Annotated in this window: 20 protein-coding genes; 8 read left to right on the forward strand and 12 right to left on the reverse strand. The window is 43.5% G+C overall.

The window, feature by feature from the left end; translation table 11 throughout:
* The first annotated feature begins 16 nt into the window (after nucleotides 1-16).
* The 4 genes from DQQ10_RS22590 (at nucleotide 17) to DQQ10_RS22605 (ending at nucleotide 5,588) form a co-directional block, all read left to right on the forward strand.
* The gene (locus tag DQQ10_RS22590) at nucleotides 17-1,216 is read left to right on the forward strand and encodes a hypothetical protein (RefSeq protein ID WP_112749206.1); all 1,200 of its coding nucleotides are present in this window, start codon (nucleotides 17-19) and stop codon (nucleotides 1,214-1,216) included.
* Nucleotides 1,217-1,425: 209 nt separating this feature from the next.
* Nucleotides 1,426-2,772, forward strand: coding sequence for an efflux RND transporter periplasmic adaptor subunit (locus DQQ10_RS22595; RefSeq protein ID WP_112749227.1), 1,347 nt, complete (start codon nucleotides 1,426-1,428; stop codon nucleotides 2,770-2,772).
* Between the two features lie 4 nt (nucleotides 2,773-2,776).
* Nucleotides 2,777-4,138, forward strand: coding sequence for an ABC transporter permease (locus DQQ10_RS22600; protein WP_112749207.1), 1,362 nt, complete (start codon nucleotides 2,777-2,779; stop codon nucleotides 4,136-4,138).
* A complete protein-coding gene (locus DQQ10_RS22605; protein ID WP_112749208.1) occupies nucleotides 4,131-5,588 on the forward strand; it encodes a TolC family protein in 1,458 nt (485 codons plus the stop codon). The genes DQQ10_RS22600 and DQQ10_RS22605 overlap by 8 nt, the downstream gene beginning before the upstream one ends.
* A gap of 52 nt (nucleotides 5,589-5,640) precedes the next feature.
* Here the strand turns inward: DQQ10_RS22605 and DQQ10_RS22610 are convergent, their stop codons facing one another.
* Together DQQ10_RS22610 and purB are read right to left on the reverse strand one after the other, a co-directional pair.
* Nucleotides 5,641-6,591, reverse strand: coding sequence for an IPT/TIG domain-containing protein (locus DQQ10_RS22610; RefSeq protein ID WP_112749209.1), 951 nt, complete (start codon nucleotides 6,589-6,591; stop codon nucleotides 5,641-5,643).
* A gap of 99 nt (nucleotides 6,592-6,690) precedes the next feature.
* Nucleotides 6,691-8,028, reverse strand: a complete 1,338-nt coding sequence (gene purB, locus DQQ10_RS22615; protein ID WP_112749210.1) for an adenylosuccinate lyase — start codon at nucleotides 8,026-8,028, stop codon at nucleotides 6,691-6,693.
* Nucleotides 8,029-8,161: 133 nt separating this feature from the next.
* On the opposite strand from purB, the gene DQQ10_RS22620 reads away from it, so the two are divergent.
* Nucleotides 8,162-9,277, forward strand: coding sequence for a ferredoxin--NADP reductase (locus DQQ10_RS22620; RefSeq protein ID WP_112749211.1), 1,116 nt, complete (start codon nucleotides 8,162-8,164; stop codon nucleotides 9,275-9,277).
* A gap of 44 nt (nucleotides 9,278-9,321) precedes the next feature.
* Here DQQ10_RS22620 and DQQ10_RS22625 read toward each other — a convergent pair whose 3' ends face one another.
* From DQQ10_RS22625 to DQQ10_RS22640, 4 genes are read right to left on the reverse strand one after another with little or no spacing between them, the layout of a single operon-like run.
* Nucleotides 9,322-10,308: a cation diffusion facilitator family transporter gene (locus DQQ10_RS22625; protein ID WP_112749212.1), complete on the reverse strand. Its 987-nt coding sequence runs from the start codon at nucleotides 10,306-10,308 to the stop codon at nucleotides 9,322-9,324.
* A complete protein-coding gene (locus DQQ10_RS22630; RefSeq protein WP_112749213.1) occupies nucleotides 10,308-10,550 on the reverse strand; it encodes a CBU_0592 family membrane protein in 243 nt (80 codons plus the stop codon). Before DQQ10_RS22630 ends, DQQ10_RS22625 begins: the two co-directional genes overlap by 1 nt.
* Before the next feature lie 41 nt (nucleotides 10,551-10,591).
* Entirely contained in the window at nucleotides 10,592-12,640 is a 2,049-nt protein-coding gene (locus DQQ10_RS22635; protein ID WP_112749214.1) for a ComEA family DNA-binding protein, read from the reverse strand.
* A complete protein-coding gene (locus DQQ10_RS22640) occupies nucleotides 12,637-13,458 on the reverse strand; it encodes a PorV/PorQ family protein (protein ID WP_112749215.1) in 822 nt (273 codons plus the stop codon). Before DQQ10_RS22640 ends, DQQ10_RS22635 begins: the two co-directional genes overlap by 4 nt.
* Nucleotides 13,459-13,493: 35 nt before the next feature.
* On the opposite strand from DQQ10_RS22640, the gene DQQ10_RS22645 reads away from it, so the two are divergent.
* Nucleotides 13,494-14,111 carry a toxin-antitoxin system YwqK family antitoxin gene (locus tag DQQ10_RS22645; protein ID WP_112749216.1) on the forward strand — a complete coding sequence of 206 codons (618 nt, stop codon included), beginning with the start codon at nucleotides 13,494-13,496 and terminating at the stop codon, nucleotides 14,109-14,111.
* Here DQQ10_RS22645 and DQQ10_RS22650 read toward each other — a convergent pair.
* The 6 genes from DQQ10_RS22650 to DQQ10_RS22675 all read right to left on the reverse strand — a co-directional run bounded on the left by DQQ10_RS22650 (nucleotide 14,108) and on the right by DQQ10_RS22675 (nucleotide 21,535).
* Nucleotides 14,108-15,571: a POTRA domain-containing protein gene (locus DQQ10_RS22650; RefSeq protein WP_112749217.1), complete on the reverse strand. Its 1,464-nt coding sequence runs from the start codon at nucleotides 15,569-15,571 to the stop codon at nucleotides 14,108-14,110. The genes DQQ10_RS22645 and DQQ10_RS22650 overlap by 4 nt on opposite strands.
* Before the next feature lie 62 nt (nucleotides 15,572-15,633).
* On the reverse strand, nucleotides 15,634-16,752 hold the full coding sequence (locus DQQ10_RS22655; RefSeq protein WP_112749218.1) for a prolipoprotein diacylglyceryl transferase: 1,119 nt from the start codon (nucleotides 16,750-16,752) through the stop codon (nucleotides 15,634-15,636).
* Between the two features lie 91 nt (nucleotides 16,753-16,843).
* Nucleotides 16,844-18,688 (reverse strand): NAD(+) synthase, encoded by a 1,845-nt coding sequence (nadE, locus tag DQQ10_RS22660; RefSeq protein WP_245970505.1) that lies wholly within the window; start codon nucleotides 18,686-18,688, stop codon nucleotides 16,844-16,846.
* A 461-nt stretch (nucleotides 18,689-19,149) separates the two neighbouring features.
* Nucleotides 19,150-19,884 (reverse strand): ribonuclease III, encoded by a 735-nt coding sequence (gene rnc, locus DQQ10_RS22665; RefSeq protein WP_112749219.1) that lies wholly within the window; start codon nucleotides 19,882-19,884, stop codon nucleotides 19,150-19,152.
* A 126-nt stretch (nucleotides 19,885-20,010) separates the two neighbouring features.
* Entirely contained in the window at nucleotides 20,011-21,258 is a 1,248-nt protein-coding gene (gene fabF, locus DQQ10_RS22670; protein WP_112749220.1) for a beta-ketoacyl-ACP synthase II, read from the reverse strand.
* A gap of 37 nt (nucleotides 21,259-21,295) precedes the next feature.
* Nucleotides 21,296-21,535, reverse strand: coding sequence for an acyl carrier protein (locus DQQ10_RS22675; protein ID WP_025537672.1), 240 nt, complete (start codon nucleotides 21,533-21,535; stop codon nucleotides 21,296-21,298).
* Between the two features lie 114 nt (nucleotides 21,536-21,649).
* On the opposite strand from DQQ10_RS22675, the gene DQQ10_RS22680 reads away from it, so the two are divergent.
* Both DQQ10_RS22680 and pyk read left to right on the forward strand, forming a co-directional pair.
* Nucleotides 21,650-22,072 carry an IPExxxVDY family protein gene (locus DQQ10_RS22680; RefSeq protein ID WP_112749221.1) on the forward strand — a complete coding sequence of 141 codons (423 nt, stop codon included), beginning with the start codon at nucleotides 21,650-21,652 and terminating at the stop codon, nucleotides 22,070-22,072.
* 57 nt (nucleotides 22,073-22,129) lie between these two features.
* Nucleotides 22,130-23,560: a pyruvate kinase gene (gene pyk, locus DQQ10_RS22685; protein WP_112749222.1), complete on the forward strand. Its 1,431-nt coding sequence runs from the start codon at nucleotides 22,130-22,132 to the stop codon at nucleotides 23,558-23,560.
* Nucleotides 23,561-23,880: the final 320 nt, after the last annotated feature.

Consider the following 23,880-nt stretch of genomic DNA (forward strand, 5'->3'; position numbering starts at 1 on the left):
TAAGAATAAATTAAGTATGAAAGCAATGCGATTATTGATCAGTGCGGTTCTCTCGATTTTCATGGTGACTGTTGGATTGGCCCAACAAACGAATGACGATCGGATGAACCGTGATATAGAAGTAGCAGAAAATGTGTTGGCGACGTTGATCAAACAACAATTCAGTAAGGAACGCAATTTTCTTGCGATCGAAGTAGATGGCAACTATCAGGCTGGATACGGAATCACCTTTACAATTCCCACAGACTTTACAGTGCCGATAATTTTCTCGGATCCGGGCGATATGATGATCTACAACAGTGGTTCAAATGGAGGACAATTTCAGGTGAGTAATCCAAATAATGAAGACGTGATCATCGGCCAAAATCCAAGCAACAACAACGCTTCAGGGAAGGACACGGAAAAGTTACAAGACAGAGCTTCTAAGAAACGTAGACTTGATATGGACAGTGTACGCGAGTCGTATCATACACGTGTGCTTGACGCTGCGAAAACATTCCTTGCCGATTACAGTGACTTGCTAACGGCAGTGCCTACCGGAGAAAAGATCATGATTACCAATCAAGGTGCGCAGCAACGCATGTACAACTTGCGAATCTTTGGCGCACAGAAAAGAACATTGCTTTCAGCGGAAGCACAGAAGTCAGATCTCGTCGCATACAAACAAGGTAAACTAACCCGTCCGCAGTTGTTGGCGAAGATCAAGTTGACCAATACGCAAACTGTTGACGAAGTAGAGCCAGATCTTGAACTCCTGAGCAGCATCTTCAACAGACTTTACCGTGCAGATTTATCCAAAACCTATTTTACTGAGGATAACATCTATTACGAGCATTTGAAGAATTTCGGCGTGATCTTCTACATGCAAACCTTCAGCACCAATGGGCAACAAGGCTATGATCGATATGATATGCCAACGGTAGGGCTAAGCAATATTGACCTGGATACCCGTAACAAAAAGGTTACTGAGTTATATCCTAAGTTCGAGCAGGAATTAAAAGAAAATATACTTGAATACGGTAAAACGGTGAAAAGCTTAAAGGATGATGAATCATTGATCTTTCAGGCACGCATTACACGTTGCCCAGAATGCGGAATTCCAGCGTCGTTAGAGTTAAATATTAAAGCAACGGTGCTCAAAGATTTGGCCGCTGGTAAAATTGATAAGACCACAGCATTGTCTAAGATTATCGTCAAAAAGGGCGCAAACCAATAGTTAAAGTGTTCATGACGCTTAAAAGATGCCGGTTTGAGAAGTCAGACCGGCATTTTTGTTTAAGATTTGTTTACAAACGTTGCCGTTGAACGTTTCTTTCGGCCGATGGTTAAATATATTCTGTAACCTATACAATCTTTTTCAGTACTTAGAAGTTGTATATCCTAACGTTGTTCGGTTAACTATTTATGCCTCAACCTCAATTTGTCATGAAGAAAAAAAATCTAATCATTGGTGCAAGCGCGCTCGTCGTTGTCATTCTGGTCTTATTATTCTATTTCAGGAATAAGCAGGCAGGGGCGGCAGAGGCGTTAATGGCAACGGTGAAACGCGGGCCGTTTAAAGTTGAAATCGAAACTACGGGCGAGCTCGAAGCAAAGAACTCGGTTAAAATCTTGGGGCCGACTCAGCTTCGTGATTTCAGAATCTGGAATGTTACCATTCAAAATATTATAGACGAAGGTACGGTTGTTAAAAAAGGAGAATGGGTGGCCACACTTGATCGCTCTGAATTCCAAAACCGCTTTAATGAAAAACAGATCGAGCTTGAAAAGGCAAACTCCAAGTTCGTACAGACTCAGTTGGACACAACGTTGCAAATGCGCCAGTCACGTGATGAGCTGATCAATTTGAAATACGGCTACGAAGAAAAGAAGATCATCTTGGATCAATCGAAGTTTGAGCCGCCAGCAACCATCAAACAAAATGAAATCAATCTAGAGAAAGCGGTACGTGCATACGAACAGGCTCAAGAGAACTATAAAATCAAGAAGAAGCAGAATGTTGAAAAGATGCGTGAAGTTTCGGCTGAGCTAAAGAAAGTGCAAAATGAATTTGGCGCGATGATGAAGGTGATGGAAGCGTTCAATGTTACTGCACCTGAGGATGGTATGGTGATTTATGAAAAAGGTTGGGACGGAAAACCAATCAAGGCAGGATCTCAAATCAACATGTGGGAGCCTACTGTAGCGACGTTGCCGGATCTCACAAAGATGATGTCTAAGACGTATGTGAATGAAGTAGATGTTCGTAAAGTTAAGGCTGGTCAAAGTGTTGACATCGGCCTGGATGCATATCCAGATAAAAAATTGTCAGGCAAAGTGATTCGAGTTGCCAACGTTGGTGAGCAGCGTCCGAATTCGGATGCCAAAGTATTTGAAGTAGCTGTTGAAATTGCCGGCACAGATCCAACCCTTCGCCCATCGATGACGACCAGTAACCGTATCGTTGCGCACGTTATTGACAGCGCGCTGTATATTCCATTAGAAAGTCTGCATAGCCAAGCCGATACCGTCACATTCGTTTACAAAGTTGAAGGATTGAAGACTGTAAAGCAGGAAGTCATGATCGGTCACACCAATGCGAATGATGTTGTAATTCTGGGCGGACTGACACTTGAAGATAAAGTTTATTTATCCGTTCCTGCAGGTTTGGAGGAAGAGGAAGTTGCCTTGTTAAAAGAGATGAATGGTAAGCGGAAGAAGGAAGATCAGCAGGAGAAGCCTGCAGAAACAGAGCAGAAGAAAGTAGTACCGACAGCATCAGTCCAAAACTAATCGCATGTTTTCACAACGTGTCATGGCAAACTTTTCAATCGCAGTCGGTGCGGTTGTTGCCAATAAAGTTCGTTCACTTCTTACAGGTCTAGGAATCATCTTTGGTGTCGCGGCTGTAATTGCCATGCTTGCCATTGGTAATGGCGCACAGCGAGAGCTACAAGAACAGATCAAATTGGTCGGGGTAAATAATATTGTTATTAAACCCATCGCCGAGCAGAAAGAGGAGAAAATAGAAGAAGCTGTTGGGCAAAAGGAAAAGAAGAAGTTTTCTCCTGGGCTCACCACGCGTGATATGGAAAGTATCACGGACGTGATTCCAAGTGTGACGAGTGTAAGTCCAGAAATCATCTTAGATACCTATGTCATCCGCAAGGGGCTTCGTCGGTCTGCGAAACTTGTGGGTATTGAACCGTCATATTTTGAGATCTTTAACTTCTCGCTGCAAGATGGGCAAATGTTCAATGAAGAGCAGTTGAAAGTAGGCGCGCCAGTATGTGTGATCGGCAGTTCGATCAAAGCGAAATTTTTTCCAACAGAGTATCCGATCGGAAAGAATATTAAAGTTGGCCAACATTGGCTTACCGTTATTGGCGTATTGACGGAACGCGCTGTTTCATCCAACAGCATAAGCAAGCTTGGTATTCGCGATTTCAATATGGATGTGTACACGCCTGTCCAATCTGTTTTGGTTCGTTATAAGAATCGCGATAAAGTTACGGCTGAGGCAATCCGTAAAGAGTCGATGCGTAGTCGCGGCATGTTTAATAGTGGAACGCAGTCTTCTCCCGAGTCGGAAGCAGAAAAGAAAAATTATCATCAGATCGATCGTCTTGTTGTACAAATAGACAACACCAAACAGCTATCGATCACGGCGGAGATTATTTCTCGATTATTGCAGCGCCGACACTACGATGTCATTGATTATGAAATCGAGATTCCTGAGTTGTTATTAAAGCAAGAGCAACGTACCAATGAAATTTTCAATGGTGTATTATTGGCGATTGCATGTATCTCTTTGTTGGTAGGAGGTATTGGCATTATGAATATTATGTTAGCATCGGTATTGGAGCGCATCAAAGAGATAGGATTGCGGCTTTCTATCGGCGCAAAGAAAAGTGACGTTGTACAGCAGTTTTTGTTTGAAGCGATTATGATCAGTGTAACAGGGGGTGTGATAGGCGTGATGCTTGGTATTGGTATCGCTGTAGGCGTGTCTTTATTTTTAGGAATTCCAACAGTCATTACTTTTTTATCTATTCTCATTTCATTCGGTGTAGCGGCATCTGTCGGGTTGATCTTCGGGATCGCCCCCGCAAATAAAGCTGCTAGTCAAGATCCTATTACTTCATTGCGTCATGAGTAAAAAATTGGTGTATTTATTTTTTAGCGTCGCTGTTAGTATGACTACGCTTCAAGCCCAAGATTCTTTATCGTTAGATGATATTATCATTCGCGCGAAAGGAGAATCTCCCGCAGCCAAACAGGCCGAGACACGCAAGGAGAACCGTTACTGGCAGTTCCGCGTGTTCAAGACGAATTATAATCCGCAGCTGAGGTTGAACGGTTCGCCGAGTTATCAAAAGGCTGTAGTAGAGGCGCCGCAGCCTGATGGAACAGTTGAATATCCCACAGTGGAACAGACCAATAACTATCTGAATCTCGGTCTTCTTCAACCTATCCCATGGACAGGTGGCACGATATCTGCGAACAGCAACCTGAATTACTTCAACAATTTTGCTTTGGATGACGGTCAGTTATGGCGGGGCGATGTAATGAACCTGCGCCTAGACCAACCGTTATTTTCATTCAACCCACTCCGGTGGGACAAGAAGACAGAGCCTTTGCGATATGAGGAATCGAAGCGTGAGTTTGTGGAGCAAATGGAGTTTATTTCTCAGGAGGCAGTTGACCGTTTTTTTGATGTAATGCAAGCGCAGGTAAGTCTTCAAATAGCACAATTCAATTTGGCTAACAACGACACGATCTATAAAATAGAGCAAGGTCGATATAATATTGGTACGACTTCTTTGGATAAACTTTTACAGGTAGAACTTCAGTTGCTGCGCTCACGACAAGATGTAGCACAAGCGAATCTTGATATGGAGACCTCCTCTTTATTGCTACGTTCGTTTATTGGACTTCGAAAGGAGGAGAGTTTGCAATTGTTGTTACCTGAATTGATACCACAATTCACATTGACGGTCGATGAAGCGCTAGAACATGCAAGGGGGAACCGTGCTGCCTATATCGCGTTTGAGCGTCGCAGGATTGAGGCAGATAGAGAAGTTGCTGTGGCGCGTGGGCAAAGGTTCTCAACTAATCTTTCTGCGACGTATGGTTTGAATAATACCGGTCCGAGATTAGACGACATCTACGTTAAACCAGAAGAGCTTCAGCAATTTAACCTCACCCTAAGTGTTCCGGTTCTCGATTGGGGACGTAACAAGGCAAGAATGCGTACAGCTATTGCAAATAAAAAGCTTAACGATTATGTGATTGCCCAAGATGAGGTGACCTTCGAGCAGGAAATAATGACGCAAGTTCGACAGTTTGAGATGCTTCGATTACAGATTGATATCACCCGAAAAGCAGATGAGGTTGCAGCGGAGCGATATAACGTCGCGCAGAATCGCTACTTGATCGGGAAGATTGATATAACAAACTTAAATATCGCGCTCACAGAAAAAGATGACGCGAAACGTAGTTATCTACAAGCATTGAAAAGCTTTTGGACAGCGTATTACAATCTTCGAAGGTTAACCCTTTTCGATTTTGCTTCCAAAAAGCTTTTGTATACGCCTGAAGAAAAATAAAAGGTGTGCCGATACGCTCGGACACACCGCCATTTGCCATAGCGTCAAATGTTTATTTTTCCAAGGGAACGATGATGGAGTTGTTGTCACTGTAACATTCCGCTACTGTTTCTCCATTGGGAACATATAGGTTGATGATAAAATAGTTGTACAGGCTACTGTTAGACAAGCCTGCATATGCATGTATCGTGTATTGTTCACCAGTTTCTAAGGTCACATTCTCAAAGATGAACGATCCGCCACCACCGGCATCATCGCCAACCATGTTGTCTTTCGAAGCATAATTTTGATAAGCCCACTGCGTAAGATCGATCGTTTGTTTTCCTACATTTTTTACCACGATAATCGCATGTGTGTTGGTGGCATCCGTGAGTTCTGCTGTAGCACTCACAATGATCAGTTCAGCATCATTGCAAATCTCAAACTCTTCAGCACTGGTTCCTTTGTTCACGCCAACTTCTACCGTCACCTTTCCTGTTGTTGCTCCCGCAGGTACGGCGACTTCCAATGCATTCGCAGAGGCGTTCAAGACTTCAGCTATTGTACCATTGAATTTTACAATGTTAAGCGTCGGCGTTTTTACCGAGAAATTCTCACCCGTGATGACTACAGGAAGTCCTTCTCCGCCAAGCAATGGAGTCACGTCGATAATTTCAGGTGTAGGCACCATGAAATCTGTCTCACTTTTGCCCACCTTTTGTAAGACCTCTACCGTGATCGGCCCAGTAGTAGCAGAAGCAGGAACCGCGACTTTAAGTTGTGTGGGGGAAAATGTTAACACCTCGGCGATGATGCCGTTGAATTTGACAATGTTGAGATCTTTTGAAGTGTTGAAGTTTTTACCATTGATAGTAACTTCATCCATGAGGATGCCGGATGTCGGTGAGAAACTCTCGATAACAGGAGTGTCTACTTGTGGCTCGTCGTCGTCAGATTTGCAACCATCGAACAGCAAGATGACGCTGACGATGACTACCATTGAAATGGCATAACGTAAATTCATAAGGTTTGCTTTACTATAATTTAGTACAAGTTCCTATGAATTTACGCTTGCTTTGGACTGATATGTTTAAATGAACGATAGAACGATTAAATCGGCTTACTAAATGCCGGTGTATGTAAACGGAGTGATTGCCTTTAACCTTGTTTTTAAGGTATCAGAAATCTTCAGCTCATCGATAAATGTAGCCAAGCTTTCTTGTGTTACTTTTTCATTCTTGCGTGTCAGTGCTTTCAATGCTTCGTAAGGATTGGGATATCCTTCTTTACGCAAAATAGTTTGAATAGCCTCGGCAACGACAGCCCAGTTTTCATTGAGATCGCGCTCGATAGCTGCTCTGTTTAATTCTAATTTGTTGATGCCTTTCAATAATGAATGAATGGCCACGTAAGTGTGCGCCATCGGCACGCCGATGTTTCTTAATACCGTCGAGTCGGTGAGGTCACGTTGCAAACGCGAGATAGGAAGTTTACCCGAGAGATATTCAAATATGCCGTTGGCAAAACCGAGATTCCCTTCCGCATTTTCAAAGTCAATAGGGTTCACTTTATGAGGCATTGCTGAAGAACCAACTTCGCCCTCTTTGATTTTTTGTTTGAAGTATTCCATCGAAATGTACTGCCACATGTCGCGACTGAAATCAATCAAAATCGTATTGATGCGTTTGATGTTGTCAAACAATGCAGCAAGATTATCGTAGTGTTCGATCTGCGTCGTCGGATAACTTCTCGAAAGCCCGAGGTGTGTACAGAACTCATCGCCAAACTTATTCCAATCGATGTCAGGATAAGCAACGTGATGGGCATTAAAATTACCTGTTGCGCCTCCAAATTTAGCCGCGTGTGGTACAGTTTTTAGTTGCTGCAATTGTTTCTCTAAACGTTTTGCAAAAACCATGATCTCTTTACCAAGACGTGTTGGTGAAGCAGGCTGTCCATGGGTGAATGCAAGCATTGGGATATCTTTCCAATCTCTGCCCAGGAGGTTAAGTTTGGTGAGGAGGCTATCGATGATATTGTAATATTCTTTCTCCATGAACTCTTTCAGCAACAACGGGATTGCCGTGTTGTTGATATCCTGAGAGGTTAATCCGAAGTGAACAAATTCTTTGAACTGATCGAGCTTCAGTCGATCGAACTCGCGCTTGATGTAGTACTCAACCGCCTTCACGTCGTGGTTGGTTGTTTTTTCGATGTCTTTAACTTCCTGCGCGTGGAATTCTGTAAAATTCTTGTAGATCTTGCGAATCTCTACCAGTTGGTGAATAGGGAAGTCTTCCAACTCTTGAACGGTTGCCGACATGTTGATGAGGTATTCAATCTCAACCTGGATGCGGTACTTGATCAACCCTGCTTCAGAGAAGTAAGGCGCGAGCGGTTTTACAGTCTCGAAATATCTGCCGTCAACGGGCGAGATGGCAGTAAGTGGATTTAATTGCACGGTAATTCAGTTAAAGTCCAAAATTAACCTTTTCCTCCTTACTTTTGTGCCTGTTTCAGAACCGGCATAGGTTTTCTTTGTTGTTAATTAGCAGGGACTTATGTTGAATAACTTAAAAAATTAGCAATTCAGTATGGCATTTAGCTTTTTCAAGAAATCAGAAAAGAAAGAGGCAGCACCAGCGGGCCCGCATTATTATGACCTTAAGGTTAAGCAGATCGTTCAGGAAACGAAAGACGCCATTAGCATTGTTTTCGAACAGCCTCAAACGAAGATCAATTATAAATCGGGTCAGTTTTTAACACTCATTACTACGGTTCAAGGTAAAGAGGTGCGCCGTGCTTATTCGCTTTGCTCTTCACCATTTACAGACGCCGACCTTGCTGTTACCGTGAAACGCGTAGATCAAGGGTTGATGTCTAACTGGCTTCCTGATAATTTGAAGGCCGGACAAACGATCAAAATCATGGAGCCGATGGGACAGTTTACCACGGAGTTTGATGCGAAGCGTAAACGCCACCTCATCATGTTTGCCGGCGGTTCTGGTATTACGCCCATGATGTCGATCATTAAAAGCATTCTTACACAAGAACCTGAAAGTATTCTTTCGCTTATCTACTGCAACCGTGATATCGATAGCATCATCTTCAAGCAAACGCTAGAGAAATTAGAGACGCAGTATGAAGGGCGTCTACACGTCATCCATGTGCTCGATAATGCACCGATGAACTGGCAAGGTTACTCGGGCTTGCTGAATCACGATATGCTCACAAAGCTTTTTGAACGCATTCCTGATTGGGGTATTGATAAGACAACCTACTTGATGTGCGGACCAGAGGGCATGATGAAGAACGTAGAAGGTTTACTCGCTGAACGCAAAATTCCGCAAGACAAGATCTTTAAAGAAAGCTTTGTCCAGGGTACGATCAAAGATGCGAAGAAGGATGAGGTTGCCGCCGCTGGAGGCGCACTGCAAGCGCGTGAGGTAACTGTTCGTTACGATAACCAAGAATTCAAGTTTGTCGTGCAGCCAGATGCTACCATTCTTCAAACTGCATTGGATCAGGGTATCGATCTTCCTTATTCATGTCAGAGTGGTTTATGTACAGCGTGTCGTGGTAAATGTCTATCGGGTCAGGTGAAACTTGATGAAGAAGAGGGATTATCTAAATCGGAACGCGCCGAAGGATATGTACTCACCTGTGTGGGACATCCTTTGACAGATGATGTTGTGATTGAGATTGGATAATCTCTTGGTTATCAGTTATCCGTTATCTGGAGACATCGGCCAAATTAGTCTAGCCGATGTTTCTGGTCAGAGGAAATATTTTCGACGGTCCATTCGATTTTTTTCTCGAAAGCGTGATGGCGGACAGCACAGTCACCCTTGTCACAAAGCCGACATTGGAAGGGTAGGCATCCGTCTGTGTGAACGAAAAATTCGATCGTTCTACCAAAACGCGCTCGTACTAATCCCGTCAGCTCGTCAATCTCGCGGTGAGCTTCGTGCACGTTCAAAAACCATGGCACTGTAAGATGACAATCAATATGAAGTACGTTCCCGTATTTGATGATACGCACGTTGTGCAGGTCCACCCAGTTGTAGTGGCGATGGTTGTTTAACATGCCAACCATTTTCACCAACAGCTCGCGATCAGATTCGTCCATAATACCTGCGATGGATGTGCGAATAATTTTATAGCCCGTTCTAACGATAATGACGGCAACGATGATCGCGATTACACTGTCGAGCCAAATGACTTTCGTAAAGAACACAATGATCAATCCAGCAACAATTCCAATGGTGGTGTAGGCGTCGGACTGCAAGTGCTTTCCACTGGCAATAAGTGCAATGGAATCGCTTCTTTTTCCCGCGCGTAAGCAGATAGCGCCCACGAAAAAATTGATAATCGCGGTGATGCAAATGAGGATCATGCCCACGTCGAGTTGCTGCATTTCGGCTGGGTAAAACAGATTTTTGATAGCGTGGTAAAAAATAATTGCACCAGCGACCAGAATCATTGAACCTTCAAGCGCAGCGGAGATAAATTCAATTTTGCCGTGGCCATAAGGGTGATCTTCGTCACGCGGCTTTGCGCTGAGATATAAACTGTACAATCCCACGAATCCTGCAATGATGTTTACAATGCCCTCCATCGCGTCGGTGAGGATGGCAACGGAGTTCGTCAAGTAATAAGCGCCAATCTTTACAACGAGCAGTAAGATCGAAACACCCGCTACGATTTTTTGAATCCAAATATTTTTTTGTGCGAGCTGCATTACACTTTTCGAAATGATTTAATTAAACCGGGAATGGCAATAATCACCCAAACAACGTTGATAAACACATTTGGGTACGCCTCCTTGTAAACTGAGAATAAGATCAACAACAGACCACCTGCCAAATTCATGATGTAGAAAAGCGGCGACGTCGTTTTGATGACTTGAAAACTATTGAGACCGTATACAGCAACTACACAAATTGAGCCGACCCACCCCAGTATGTTCATCCAAAGATCCATAGGTAAAATCCCCGATGCAAAATGGACTTTTAATTGGAGAACTAAAACTTCAATCGTGCCTGAAACTTTACATCACTTTCCAAATCACCTTTTATCATCTCCAAATCTGTTCCAATCTCCTCCCGGTGCGCGTAACGTGTTTGTGTATACCGAAACCACAACGTTAAAGATCGGCTAACTTTGTATTCGAGCATAGCCAGGTGACGGACACCACGTCCGTAATACGATGGTAGACTGTAGGCCAGTAGAACATCCTTTTCATAGGCGTATTGTCGATTGTCAAAATCATCGGTGTCGAACAGCGCATAGCGTGCGGAAAATTCAAATTTACCGGCTTCAAAACTAATGTCTTGCATGACTGCTATTCCTCCGCTGTAGTCACTATTGAACTTGAAGTTACTGCCTTGCAGCCTTGTTTGTAATCTTAATTTCTGACCGATACCAAACACTGAACTGACTACCCAATTTTGTTTGCGTGTAGCAGACGATATATACAATGGCCCCTCATTCGACTGATTGCGGCTCTTTTCCTCTTGCCGAAACTGCACAAAGAATTTTACTTTGCGATTGGGCGTGTAATCTATTTTCGCGAGCCATTCACTACCGCGAGAGGGTTGATAATTTCTGAACTTTATCCATGGAAATACAAATAGATCGATGTATCCGCTCGCGGTCCATCGTCGGTTCATTCGGTATTTCCATCCCCAATATAACGCTTGTTCATTTTGTGCTGTCGTATTTTCCGCAAGAGCATTTCCATACAACGCATGGTAATTGCGTTGGTAAAATCTGCCGACCAACGACAAATCGAAAGTTGGGTGAAGACTTGCCAATACACCGGTAATGAAGCCACTGCCAGCCTGCATCGAATTTGCAATCTCCGAGAAGAAGGAAATATTCTGCCAATTGTAGTTCAAATAGATGCTATTGTTAAGATTCGTTTTTCCTGAAAAAGAAAATTGGTTGTAGAGTGCTGCTTTTTTAGTCAGTGGTTTGTCGTAGGACAAGTAATGAGAGATGATGCCCGCTTCCAATCCTTGATGCTTGAATTGCAAAACGATGCCGGCATTTGTTTCCGTGCTTTGCTTTCGCATGGCCATTTCTTTTTCATTGCGATGAAGTCCGGTGGTCTGAAGCGTGGTGATGAATTCAGCGTCTTCATTTTCTACTACGCGCGCATCACGGTTGTTACGTGCGACAAAATTGGTAATTATGAATTTCCGTGAGAGTTCTACTGTTGCAGCGATGCCTCGGAAAGCGCCAGCTTCATAGAATGAAGTATACGGAAGTAACCCAATATTGCTTTTGCGAACACTCGTAATCGTCTCTCCGCCTTTACCCATACCGAAGCCGCCACCGAGAACAAGCCCTTGTCCAAACTGTACTTGAAAATCACCAAGGATTATATTTTTTAGTCGTCCCTTGTTTACAAGTTGTAAATGAAAAGAAGAATAGTCAAAACCATATTGTTTGTTTCGTGTCGACCATCGCATGGGTTCTCCTTCATCTTTTTCAAAGGATAAACCAAAACTAAAATCGCCAGGCCTTGATGATCGCAGACGAACCGCAAGTTTTCCTGTCGAGCCTTTAAATTGCTTGCTGCTATCACTTTCTGTAAAGCCAGCTTTGCGTTGCAGAGATTCGCCATAACGCAGTAGTAGATAGTGATCACCTTCCTCGCGTATTCTTTGAAACAGCCCGCGTGAAATTACCGCGGAGGGGTCGGGCACAAACACAAAAGGAATGAGCTTGTAAATAATCGGTAAATCAAAATCGGGAACAGCTTGTAATTCATAAATAGAAACAAATTCACCGACGTTGGCGCGATAAGTCAATAGACTTTGTATCTGTGCCGGTGTCAACACATGCAACTCAAGCAGACCGTCTGCGTCTATTTTATTAAGATTTTTCGGATGCGAGCGAAACTGTAAAAGATTTTCATAGAGCTCATCGTAGTTCAAGACTTCTTCTTGGTAGCCATACGCGTCATCAATAATGTTTTGGATATCGATTTGGTAACGCGGATAGTCTTGTGCATGACAGTAGTAACAAGCAATCAGGAATGAAAGAAGGATAGGAAATGTTTTCATTCTTTGGCGGCGCGAAAATGATAAATGATGGAAGCCTGATGCGATACACCAGCGCGACGTAAAAAGGTAGCCGCATAGTCGAGGTGCATTTTTTGGAATCTTGCACCGAAGCCAGCAAAAGCTGCATCGGGATGGATGTTAAAGCCTGTCCTGAATAAGAATTTTTTGAAGGGCTGGTATTCAATACCACCTTTCCAAAGTGCGTCGTACTCTAAATCTTTTTGTACCTCGGTGACTACAGTCAACTTTGTGAAAGCTTTGAAAGCAATCCCAACTTGAAGGATGGTAGGAATTCGGTCTATTCCGTCTTCCGTTAGTTTCCCTTGGTTGATGTTGATGATGTGCGCCCCCACGGATAGTTGGTCGGTGAGTTTTGCAATCCCTCCAAAGTTGAAACTGAAGAGGGACTTATTTCCGGAGCCTTCCACGTGGTATTGAATGTAGTTTATCTTTACACCGATTGAAGCGAGTCCGAAAGTGCTTGCGAATGCGGTACTTACAACGTGTTCGTTATAGAGATGATCACCAAATCGCTGTGCACCCACGCCAAAGGCACCGAATTTGATTGGGATGCTTGTAACGAAAGCAGCGCGATTAAAATAGCTAAATCCGGGATTAGCTTCATAGGTGAAGCCTGCGGCAAGGTGCTTGATATTGGCAACTCCTGCTGCGTTGTTGAACAATGACCATTCATCGTAAAGGCACGCGGAGGAATATCCAAGGGCCTGAGCACGAGAACCAATAAGGGTGTTTGCGCTTTGCGAAAACAAAGCAATGCCAGTGCACACGAAGTACACAACGGGAATGTATTTTAACACAACGGGTAATAATTACTTTTTAAATTTAAGTAGAAATGAACCACATACTCAACTATGTTTTCCTGATCATTTTTTGTCAGGCTGCGCTGGCACAGGAAAACAAAATCGATCGGTATTCGTCGGGCAAAATTCGGTCGGAAGGTATGGTCATGAACAACCAGAAAGAAGGGCCATGGACTTACTATTATCCCTCTGGAAAAATCATGGCGCGCGAGAATTTTAAAGACGGCGTACTTGACGGTTTGATCGAGTATTTTTTTGAAAGCGGTGTGAAGCAGGGTATTGAGCACTGGAGGCTGGGCATGCTTCACGATTCATCACATTATTACTTTGAGAATGGTGCACTCGATCACAAAGGAATTTTTGTAGAGAGCAGTTATCAAGGTGAGTGGATCTACTTTCACAACAATAGCAAGTTGAAAAAGATCGTTCATTACCAGAACGGCTATCCGGAAGGTGCCGTGAAAGTTTATAACGAAGAAGGCGTTTTAATTCAAGAAGGAAGTTACCACCGCGGAATGGAGCATGGCGAATGGAAGTTTTTCGACGATGACGGTAAGCTTACCTACTCGGGTAATTATGACGCCGGTAAACAAGTAGGCGCGTGGTTGAAATACGATAAGAAAGGAAAAGCGAAACCGTGGAAATATTAGAACTCGCGCTTCAAGTGAATAAAAAATCCACCGACGCCCATCACGTTAAATGAATATTCGAATCGAATCACGGCGTCATAGGATCCTACGACGTCAAGTCCTACACCTGCACCTGTTAAGAATCGATTGCTCAGTAGCGTATTCTTATTCGTTTCTTCGTAGATCGGATAGTTTTGCACATAGCCGAAGTCACCATACATCTTGATGTAGATCGATAGTGGTATGTGTCTGAATTGACGTATCGCTATCGACTTCCAGTCATACGTCTTGCTGAAGATTCGTTTTTTGAATGTCGTCTTATTGAGGAAGTAAGTAGGGCCTTCGACAACGTATACTTCATAACCGCGAATAAATTGTTTTCGATACCCCATGGCGCCGAAAGCATTGTAAGGTTGTCTATCCGGCGTACTCCAGAATCCAATGATGTTGTTGGAGAGGTAATAATTCTTGCCGAGGTTAAAGAATTTTGCGTATGAAGCTGTAATCTCAAATTTGTCTAAATCATCTCTTCTAAATATTCCTGATTTCGATACAATGGTATTGAAGTAGTATCCATTCAAGGGATATCCAAAGTAGTCGCGATGATCGGACGTAAATTGATAGGAGAGCACAGTGTATCGTTGTAATCTTTCGCCTTCACCAAAATAATTGGGGTTGACTTCAGTAACCGTGTCAGCAATGCTGTTGCTTCTAAATTCAGCCTTGAGTACATGGTGATCGTAGAATGAATTTCTGTACGTGTATGCCACGGAACCGCCGCGATGAACCCGGATGACATGGTCGTCTTCCAGAAAATCCAGTTTGTGCTCATCGGTCAATACTGGAGCATTTTTGGTTTCCGAATATTCGAAATCGAAAATGAGTCCTTGTTTTTGCTTCTTGTCGAAATAAGGAATCTTATAATTGATTTCGAATTTTCGATAGAACCCCAACTGTGCAACCAATCGTAGCGTTTCATTTCGTCCACGCATATTGAATTGATAGAGACGTAATCCATAATTGACGCGCCTAAAATCGTGCTCATAGTTTTCCCACCATTCATTAAAATTTCGATCGGCTAACTCGAATATGGGCGAAGGAAATGTATACCACCTTTCGTTAACACTCACCACAAGGTCAACCTCCTCTTTGCTGAACGGAAGGGATTTAATTTCAACTGTGTTGAATAAGCGTGTGTTAATTAGTTTCTTCTTGTCGAGGTCAAGTATATCTTTCAGGTCGTTGCTGTAAACAACGTCGCCTGATTTAAGACTCAACTCACGTAACAGGATACGATCACGTGTGATGGCATTCCCAACTAAAACGATGCGATTTACTTTCAGGAAATGTCCTGTGGAATCTGTAAGACGGCGTTGAACATTACTTTTCCAAACAGTATCGGCAGCCTCTACCGAAGAAGCAGGCGTCGGTGCTTCTTGCAACGAGAGGAAACTGAAAAGACTAATAAATACTGCCAGCATACAAAAATCCTAGGTCCACACTACCCATCAAGATAAACGTTTCGGGAGTATGATTCGGATTTCTAGGCTTCCTTTTTTCGATAGGAACGCACGAGGATGATGATACCCGCGATAATTAGCGGAATACTCAAAGCCTGCCCCATGTTTAACCCGAAAAAGCTAGTCATATCCTCCTCGAACGTCACCTGAGGTTCCTTAAAGAACTCGATCAGGTAGCGCATTGGCCATAGCCAGAGTAAGAATATTCCGAAAATACGGCCAGGAACGAGCTTTTCTTTGTGTTTAAACCACATGCCCATCAGTAACAGAAACAGGGCGACACATGAGATTGCCTCATAAAGCTGTGCCGGGTGACGCGCAATACCGACAAGGGAAATTTTAGAGACAACACCTTCCGCTGTCTCTACCGTACGTTGTTGTGCTATCGGCTCAAAATGATCACGATTATCCGATACACTGTTTACGGCATTATAGGCGATGCTAGTCGCTTTGGCGAGTGAGGTGCCAGTCTTGTAGGTGATATACGCATACATGGGCCGTTGTCCAGGCTCCCGCGATGATGTAGAGGCATCTGAAGAATCGTTCTGAACATAGCTGATCGATTCGATGTCTTTGTTGATGTCGTTACGCTCGATGTCTTTTGTTAATGGATTCACCATCACTACCGCCCAAGGTGCATCGGAAGGCTTTCCAATGATTTCAGAGTTGAAATAGTTACCGAGTCGAATCATGGCGCCTGTAAGCGCGATCAGAATTACAATCCGATCTAACACATACAGATAAGTCTGTCCAGGTTTACGCTTTCGACTATAAATGTATAAAGCGAGCAAAATCCCAATGGCTGCCCCGTGACTTGCAAGTCCTTGCAGACCGGTGAATTGAAAGTTTGGCGAGAACTCAAAGGGAAGAAAAATGCTCAGCGGTTTTTCCCAAATGATATGCGGTTCGTAAAATATAACGTGGCCCAATCGTGCACCAAGGATAGTGGCAATGACCATGTAAATCGTTAGGGTATCCACATCGCTCTCAGGCTTGCCTTCTTTGCGATACATGTAATACAGAATCTGCTGCGTGATCAAAAAACCAAGCGCGAATAATAAACCGTACCAACGTAGCGAGAACCATGTAAAGGAAAAGATCTCAGGACTTGCGTTCCAGATGAAATAGTTGAGGATACCCATAGGCGGCAAATATAGTATTAAAGCTAAAAGCGGAAAGCAGAAAGCTCAAAGCTGAAGCAGAAAGTTTGACCTTTAATCGATTTCTACCCTTCTAAACCGTATTGTCTAACAGCATCAGTTCTTCCGAGAAGCCTGATGACAGAATGGGGAATCGGCACCATGTTCTTGGATCAACATTGAGGTCATCTAAATGGAATGAAGGCGCGATACGTTCGCGTTTCCATTGATTGATGGTCCAAAGTCGGAAGAATTTTTTGATGTAACCCTTCAGCGCGGTTGGGTCATGCTGGCCCTTCAGGGAATCAAATACCTGTAGGGGCGACTTTCTTTGGAAGATGGCGTGATGCTCGATTTCTGCCAAGAGGGGATAAGGCATCAAATCCGCTTCATCGGTTTGGTTACGCTCGAGAGGCCGAAGCTCCGCCGTCGGCTGAAGATTGTTAACAGGGGCAAGGCCTGCATATCCCAACGTTTTTTCGGCCCATCGTAGCCACTGTAAAATGAAAACTTTACTGAGTCCCGCGATCGGCGCAAGACTACCACTCGTATCGCCGTCCATGGTGGCGTAACCAACATCACCCTCACTGCGATTTGACGTTGTTAGCAGTACCGCGCGGTTGATGTTTGCGAGCATCCATATGATGGGTGAACGCGATCGAGCTTGAATATTCTGCAAGGTGATGTCGTCGGTATCCCACGTTAGACTTCGACCTATGGTGTTCTCTATTTTTTTCGTGTACGAATTTACTTCATCATCGATCGTCCATTGATGGAAACGTGCGCCGATGGAATCCGCTAATGTCTTGGCCGCGTGAAGCGTCGTATCAGATGAATTTTTTGTTCCCTGGTAAGCACATGCTAAGATTTGTGATACAGCATCCTTCCAATGCGCTATCGGCTTCTCCAAACTCAACGCTTTTGTGAACGCTTCTGCACCAAGTTCCTTCACGCCACGTTGCACCATCTCGGCAACAAAGATTGCGCAAATGGAAGAGTCAGCGCCACCACTTAATGAAAGCACATATCCCCTCGATTTGCTCTTGCGCATGTAGTCGAACAGCGCCAGTGCAAGCGTTTTACTGAGTTCCTCATTTTTATCTTTGCTGTCTGTAAGGGTGATCGTTTCGCTATGTTGAGGATTGCTAAAATCAACCTGACAACTAAGTACGTTATATGACTTAAATGAAAAGCGTTCGTTTACCGCGAGCAGTTTTCCTTTTTGTGCGATAATGATATCGCCGTCGTAAATCATTCGGCCCGCTTCGTTACCAAGCAAGTTGGTAAAAAGATATACGCAGTTAAACATGCGTGAGCCATCCATGACCACCTCTGATTCTCGCAGCAAACTCTTACCCATCGCAAAGTGACTGGCACTTGGATTCAGAATTAATTGCACGCCACGCTCTTTCAATCGATAACCCGGACGTCGTGTTTTTCGCCAACCATCTTCGCAGATTTCAAAGCCGAATGAAATTCCTTCGGCGTGATAAATCAGATCGCCTGCTTGAACAACTTCGCTTCCGATATAAATCTCTACTACTTTGCCAGGCTGCCATGGTTCAAACCAACGTGGTTCGTAGTGAACACCATCATTGGCAAGATTTTGTTTCAACGTAACACCGAGTATTTTTTTATTGCTAATAACACACGCGCCGTTATACGTGGTGTTGCCAATGCGTATTGGCAGACCAACCGAGATCGTGATGTCCGCTGTATAATTGATAAACTTGTCGATCTCATGTTTCGCGCGCTCGCTAAGCCAGTCGCTTAAGAACATATCTTCACAGCCATAGCCTGTGACACAAAGCTCAGGAAGACACAGGATTTTAATCTGCTGCCGTTTCGCTTCTTCAATCGCTTGAATGATGTTCTCTGAATTATTCTTCCAATCGAAAGGAATTTGGTTTACCGTGGCGCCGCCGATTTTTAAAGTCATAATGCAAATATCGAATATCGAACACTGAATATCGAACATCGAAATGAATGAATAACGGTTACAACTTCAAATTTTGAGCGCTGTTTGAATACTCTTAACGAAGATGGAAATGAGTTCATTCGTTTCATTCAGGATGCTGTTTAATGAATCATCCGATTGTACTTCATCTGAATTATTCTCAGGTTAATCCTAGATTCTCGTAACTCTTTAAGCGCAATTTTCATTTTATGACGAAATCTCATCTGGATTCAGCGGATCGGGCTTCTCCATACAATAGTGCAGGAGCTGGTCCAGAACTTGCTATTTGTCCTGAAAGATGAATTCCTCCCTTGGTTGCGGGCAATACTTCTGATAGCTCCAGAATAGCTACGGCATAATGAACTAGTCGTTCTTCTAAATCAAATTTCATAACAGCTAACGGTTTGATGAAAACAAATATTTCTATTCGATATTCGGATATTTTACGGCTCCATCAGATTCAGCAGCTCACACGTCTTGAACGCAGCATCTTGCTCTGCTTTCTTCTTGCTATTTCCATACCCGGTGCCTTGGGGGGCATTGTCGACCATCACCTGTGCGGTGAATTCTTTGTGATTTTTTCCTTTCTTAACGTTCAAGATTTCGAAGCGTACTTCCTTTCCTTCGCGTTGTGCCCACTCGATGATTTTACTTTTATAGTTGGAATTAGAATTGACTAATTCGTCGAGATCATAGTTTGGATTGATAAGCTTGTCGATGACAAACTTTTTGGTGCGCAGATAGCCCTTGTCCAGGTAAATCGCGCCCACGATCGCCTCCAAGGTATTGCCGAGAATAACTTGTTGAAGGTGAGCGTTCTTTTGATCGTATTGGACAATGTTACCGACGCCAATTTTTCGCGCCAGTAAATTCAGCGCCTCACGATTAACGATTCTGGAGCGAATCTCTGTCAGAAATCCTTCGGTACGGTAGGGGAATTTTTTGAAAAGATAATCGGCAACGGCAGCACCAAGAATAGCATCGCCGAGGTACTCGAGACGTTCGTTTGACTCTTTAAAACCTTCACCATTTTCTTTGGCGATAGAGCTATGAACCGTAGCAAGTCGGTACAATTCGATATTTGACGGAGACAAACCAGCAATGTTTTCAATTGCACGGATGAGTTTCTCATCTGTCTTCGCTTTTCTCTTCGGTATCTTTAGGATTTTCCAGACCAAGCAGTGTGTGTTGTATTCCTCAATGCTAATTTAATAAGTTATTCCATATCCTCATGTCACTGTAAGATTGATAACCAGTGGGATAGGTAACTTGATCCGGCGAACCGTTAGCCACGCGCGTCGAGCTTAAATTTTCTTAAGAAGAACTGAGAAATTGTGTCCACCAAAACCGAAGGTATTGCTGAGAGCAATGTTCACTTTTCGCTCTTGTGCTTTGTTAAAAGTCAAATTCAGTGATGGATCCAATCCTGGATCATCTTCAAAGTGATTGATGGTCGGTGGAATGATTGACTCGTTAATGGCCAAGAGACATGCGATCGCTTCAATAGCGCCTGCTGCTCCGAGCAAGTGACCAGTCATAGATTTGGTTGAGCTGATATTGATCTTCTTGGCATGATCACCAAACACCTTTTGGATCGCCTTGATTTCGCCAAGGTCACCCAGTGGTGTTGATGTACCGTGTGTATTTACGTAATCAATTTGATCAGCCGTGATACCTGCATCTTCAAGGGCGTTGTACATCACTTGAATGATACCTGCGCCGTCAGGGTGAGGAGCAGTAATGTGATAAGCATCCGATGACATACCGCCACCGATGATTTCACCATAGATTTTTGCACCACGCTTTTTAGCATGCTCATATTCTTCGAGGATCAGTGCACCAGCACCCTCGCCAAGTACGAAACCATCACGATCCTTATCATAAGGACGCGATGCTGTTTCAGGGGAGTCGTTTCTTTCCGAGAGCGCTTTCAACGCATTGAATCCACCAACACCGGCTTCACAAACAGCAGCCTCAGAGCCGCCAGACACAATGATGTCTGCTTTTCCAAGACGGATAAATGTGAAAGCGTCATATAGGGCATTCGTTGATGACGCGCACGCAGAAACCGTAACATAGTTAGGGCCTCTGAAACCGTACTTAATTGAAATATGACCCGCGCTTAGATCGGGGATCATTTTAGGAATAAAGAAAGGATTGAAGCGCGGTGTGCCGTCTCCTTTCGTATAGCTTTTAACTTCTTCTTGGAAAGTGAGTAACCCCCCGATACCAGATCCCCAAATAACGCCAACGCGGTTTGGGTTAAGATCCGCTAACGGGAGGTTTGAATCTTTTATCGCTTCATCAACAGCCACCATCGCATATTGTGCGAACGGGTCCATCTTACGCGCTTCTTTTCTGTCCATGTAATTGCCGACATCGAAATTTTTAATCTCGCAGGCAAACTTGGTCTTGAAGTTTGTCGCATCAAAGCGTGTGATCGGGGCTGCGCCACTCGTTCCTTTCTTTAATCCGTCCCAGTATTCCGGTAAAGTATTTCCGATGGGAGTGAGTGCACCAAGTCCTGTAACGACAACTCGCTTTAATTGCATGATGGATAGTATGTGGTTGTGATGAGACGCTCGTCAATTATTTCTTCACGTTCTGCTCCAAGTAAGAGATAGCTTGGCCTACTGTAGAGATATTCTCTGCTTGATCATCCGGAATAGAGATGTTGAATTCTTTTTCAAATTCCATGATCAATTCTACAGTGTCAAGTGAGTCAGCGCCTAAGTCGTTAGTAAAGCTAGCCTCGGGAGTAACTTCAGATTCTTCAACACCAAGTTTCTCGATGATGATCTGTTTTACTTTTTGTGCAATTTCAGACATGTTTTTAAGGTTTATGATTTAAAAATCTGTGCAAAGAAAGAGATTTGCGTCAATATTGTCAAACTTTTTTGATCTTGCCTAGAATGACCAAAAACAGCCTTTTTAATATACCAGATGAAGAAAAGCAAGCTGATCATCGACTATGAGTTCAACTTTGACCTCCTCGGTCTCACTTCTACGGTGAAGGGATACAAGCTGGCGTGGGACTTGAATCAAGCACTCCACATTAACCTCATAAAACAGCCCGATTTGGTCGTCGGATTCAAAAATAATGAAGAAAAGTGCTTTTCTTTCTATGCTTATGAAACACAACTCAATCGTTTGAAATTATTCAAAAACAAAGCTTTTGAGAATGACCCCGGAAAGTATTTTTTAATCCCTGAATTTCCTCACTTCGATTTTATAATTTTGGCGGCTATGGAAGATCAGTACGCTCATCAGCAATTGCTTAATTTGATCAAGTCTATCCCATCTGTTCAGTTCGTTGCCACGATTCCTTTGGAAGGGCTGAAATCCAAATCAAACTTTATCTTCTGATCGAATGCCGTACAACGCTTACCATACCACTCAATATTACGACTTACCATAAACCCTATGTCAGACAAAGTATCGTACAACAAGACTAAAATTGTTGCCACTGTAGGCCCTGCATCAAACTCTAAAGAAATGCTGGCTTCCCTCATTAATGAAGGAGTCGACATCTTTAGATTGAACTTTTCGCACGGCAAACACGAAGACCACCTGAAAGTAATTCAATTTGTTCGTGAACTCAATAAAGAACTCGGAACAACAGTCGGCTTGCTTCAAGATCTTCAAGGTCCTAAAATCCGCATCGATGAAATGGCGCCAAACATTATCATTGAAGCCGGACAAGAACTCGTCATTACCACCAAAGACCTGATCGGTAATGAGAAAATTGCCAGCACATCGTACAAAAATCTCCCTAACGATGTTAAGGTTGGCGATATGATCCTCGTCGACGACGGCAAAATCGAATTGAAAGTAAAAGAAGTTCGTGGCGAAGAAGTTGTCACCGAAGTAGTGTACGGAGGCCCATTGAAATCTCGCAAAGGTATCAACCTGCCGTTCAGTAAAGTGTCGGCTCCTTCACTCACCGAGAAAGATCTTAAAGACCTTGAATTCGGGATTGCGAACGACGTTGATTGGATCGCGCTCTCTTTCGTAAGAAAAGCGTTCGATATCCAGTCGATGCGTAAAATGATCGATGATAAAAAATCGTCAGCAAGAATCGTGGCTAAAATTGAAAAGCCAGAAGCGCTGAGCAATATCGATGAGATCATCGAATGTACCGACGCCATCATGGTTGCCCGCGGTGACCTCGGGGTTGAAATCTGGCTCGAAGAAGTTCCAATGGTGCAGAAAATGCTCGTGGAGAAATGTAACAAAGCTGGTAAACCTGTGATTGTTGCTACGCAGATGATGGAAAGTATGATCGAAAATCCTCGTCCAACACGTGCGGAAACAAACGACGTGGCCAATGCTGTAATGGATGGTGCGGATGCCGTAATGCTTTCTGCTGAAACTGCTGCCGGAAAATATCCAATCGAAGTAATTCGAAGCATGGTGCGTACAATCGCTTCCGTTGAAAAAAATCCAAACATGTATTTCCGTTTCCGTGATGTAGATCCAAAATCTCCAGTGTACGTAAACGATAGCCTTGTACTTGCCGCTTGTAAGTTGGCAAAAGACGTAGGCGCGAAAGCCATCGTCGGCATGACAGCGTCTGGCTACACAGCCTTCAAATCATCTTCGCATCGCCCGAATACAAATATTTTCGTATTCACATCTAACAAGTCACTCATCAACAAAATGAACCTCGTGTGGGGATCACGCGCTTATCATTACGATAAGACAAACTCTACCGATGAAACGATTGCCGATGTAGAAGCGAAGTTGAAGGCTGAAGGTCACGTTAAATCCGGCGACATCTTCATCTTCATGGCCAGCATGCCAATCCAAGATCGCGCGAGAACAAACACGCTGAAAATTAACGTCGTGAAATAATCGCGACAAGTAATATTATTCGTTAAAAGAGAAGACCCCAAAAGGTCTTCTTTTTTTTATGATAGAATATTTATTAATCAACGATTAACGATTAACGATTAAGGGCATCTCTAAAAACCCGATTTTGGAGATGCTTCGTTTTTTTAATCATTTTTAGAGGCATCATCCGTACGGTTTTTATGTCGACGTTGATTTTTTTTCTCCTCTATAGGAGGATTCTTGCCCTCATCGAGCGGATATCTACCTTTTTAGACTAACGTTCAGTTGAGTTAGCCTGAATAAATTGTATGTGATGTTCATTAAACCAATTGAAGTCTCGA

This window comes from Pseudochryseolinea flava (genome assembly GCF_003286915.1).
In the GTDB taxonomy this organism is placed as follows: Bacteria; Bacteroidota; Bacteroidia; order Cytophagales; family Cyclobacteriaceae; genus Ohtaekwangia; species Ohtaekwangia flava.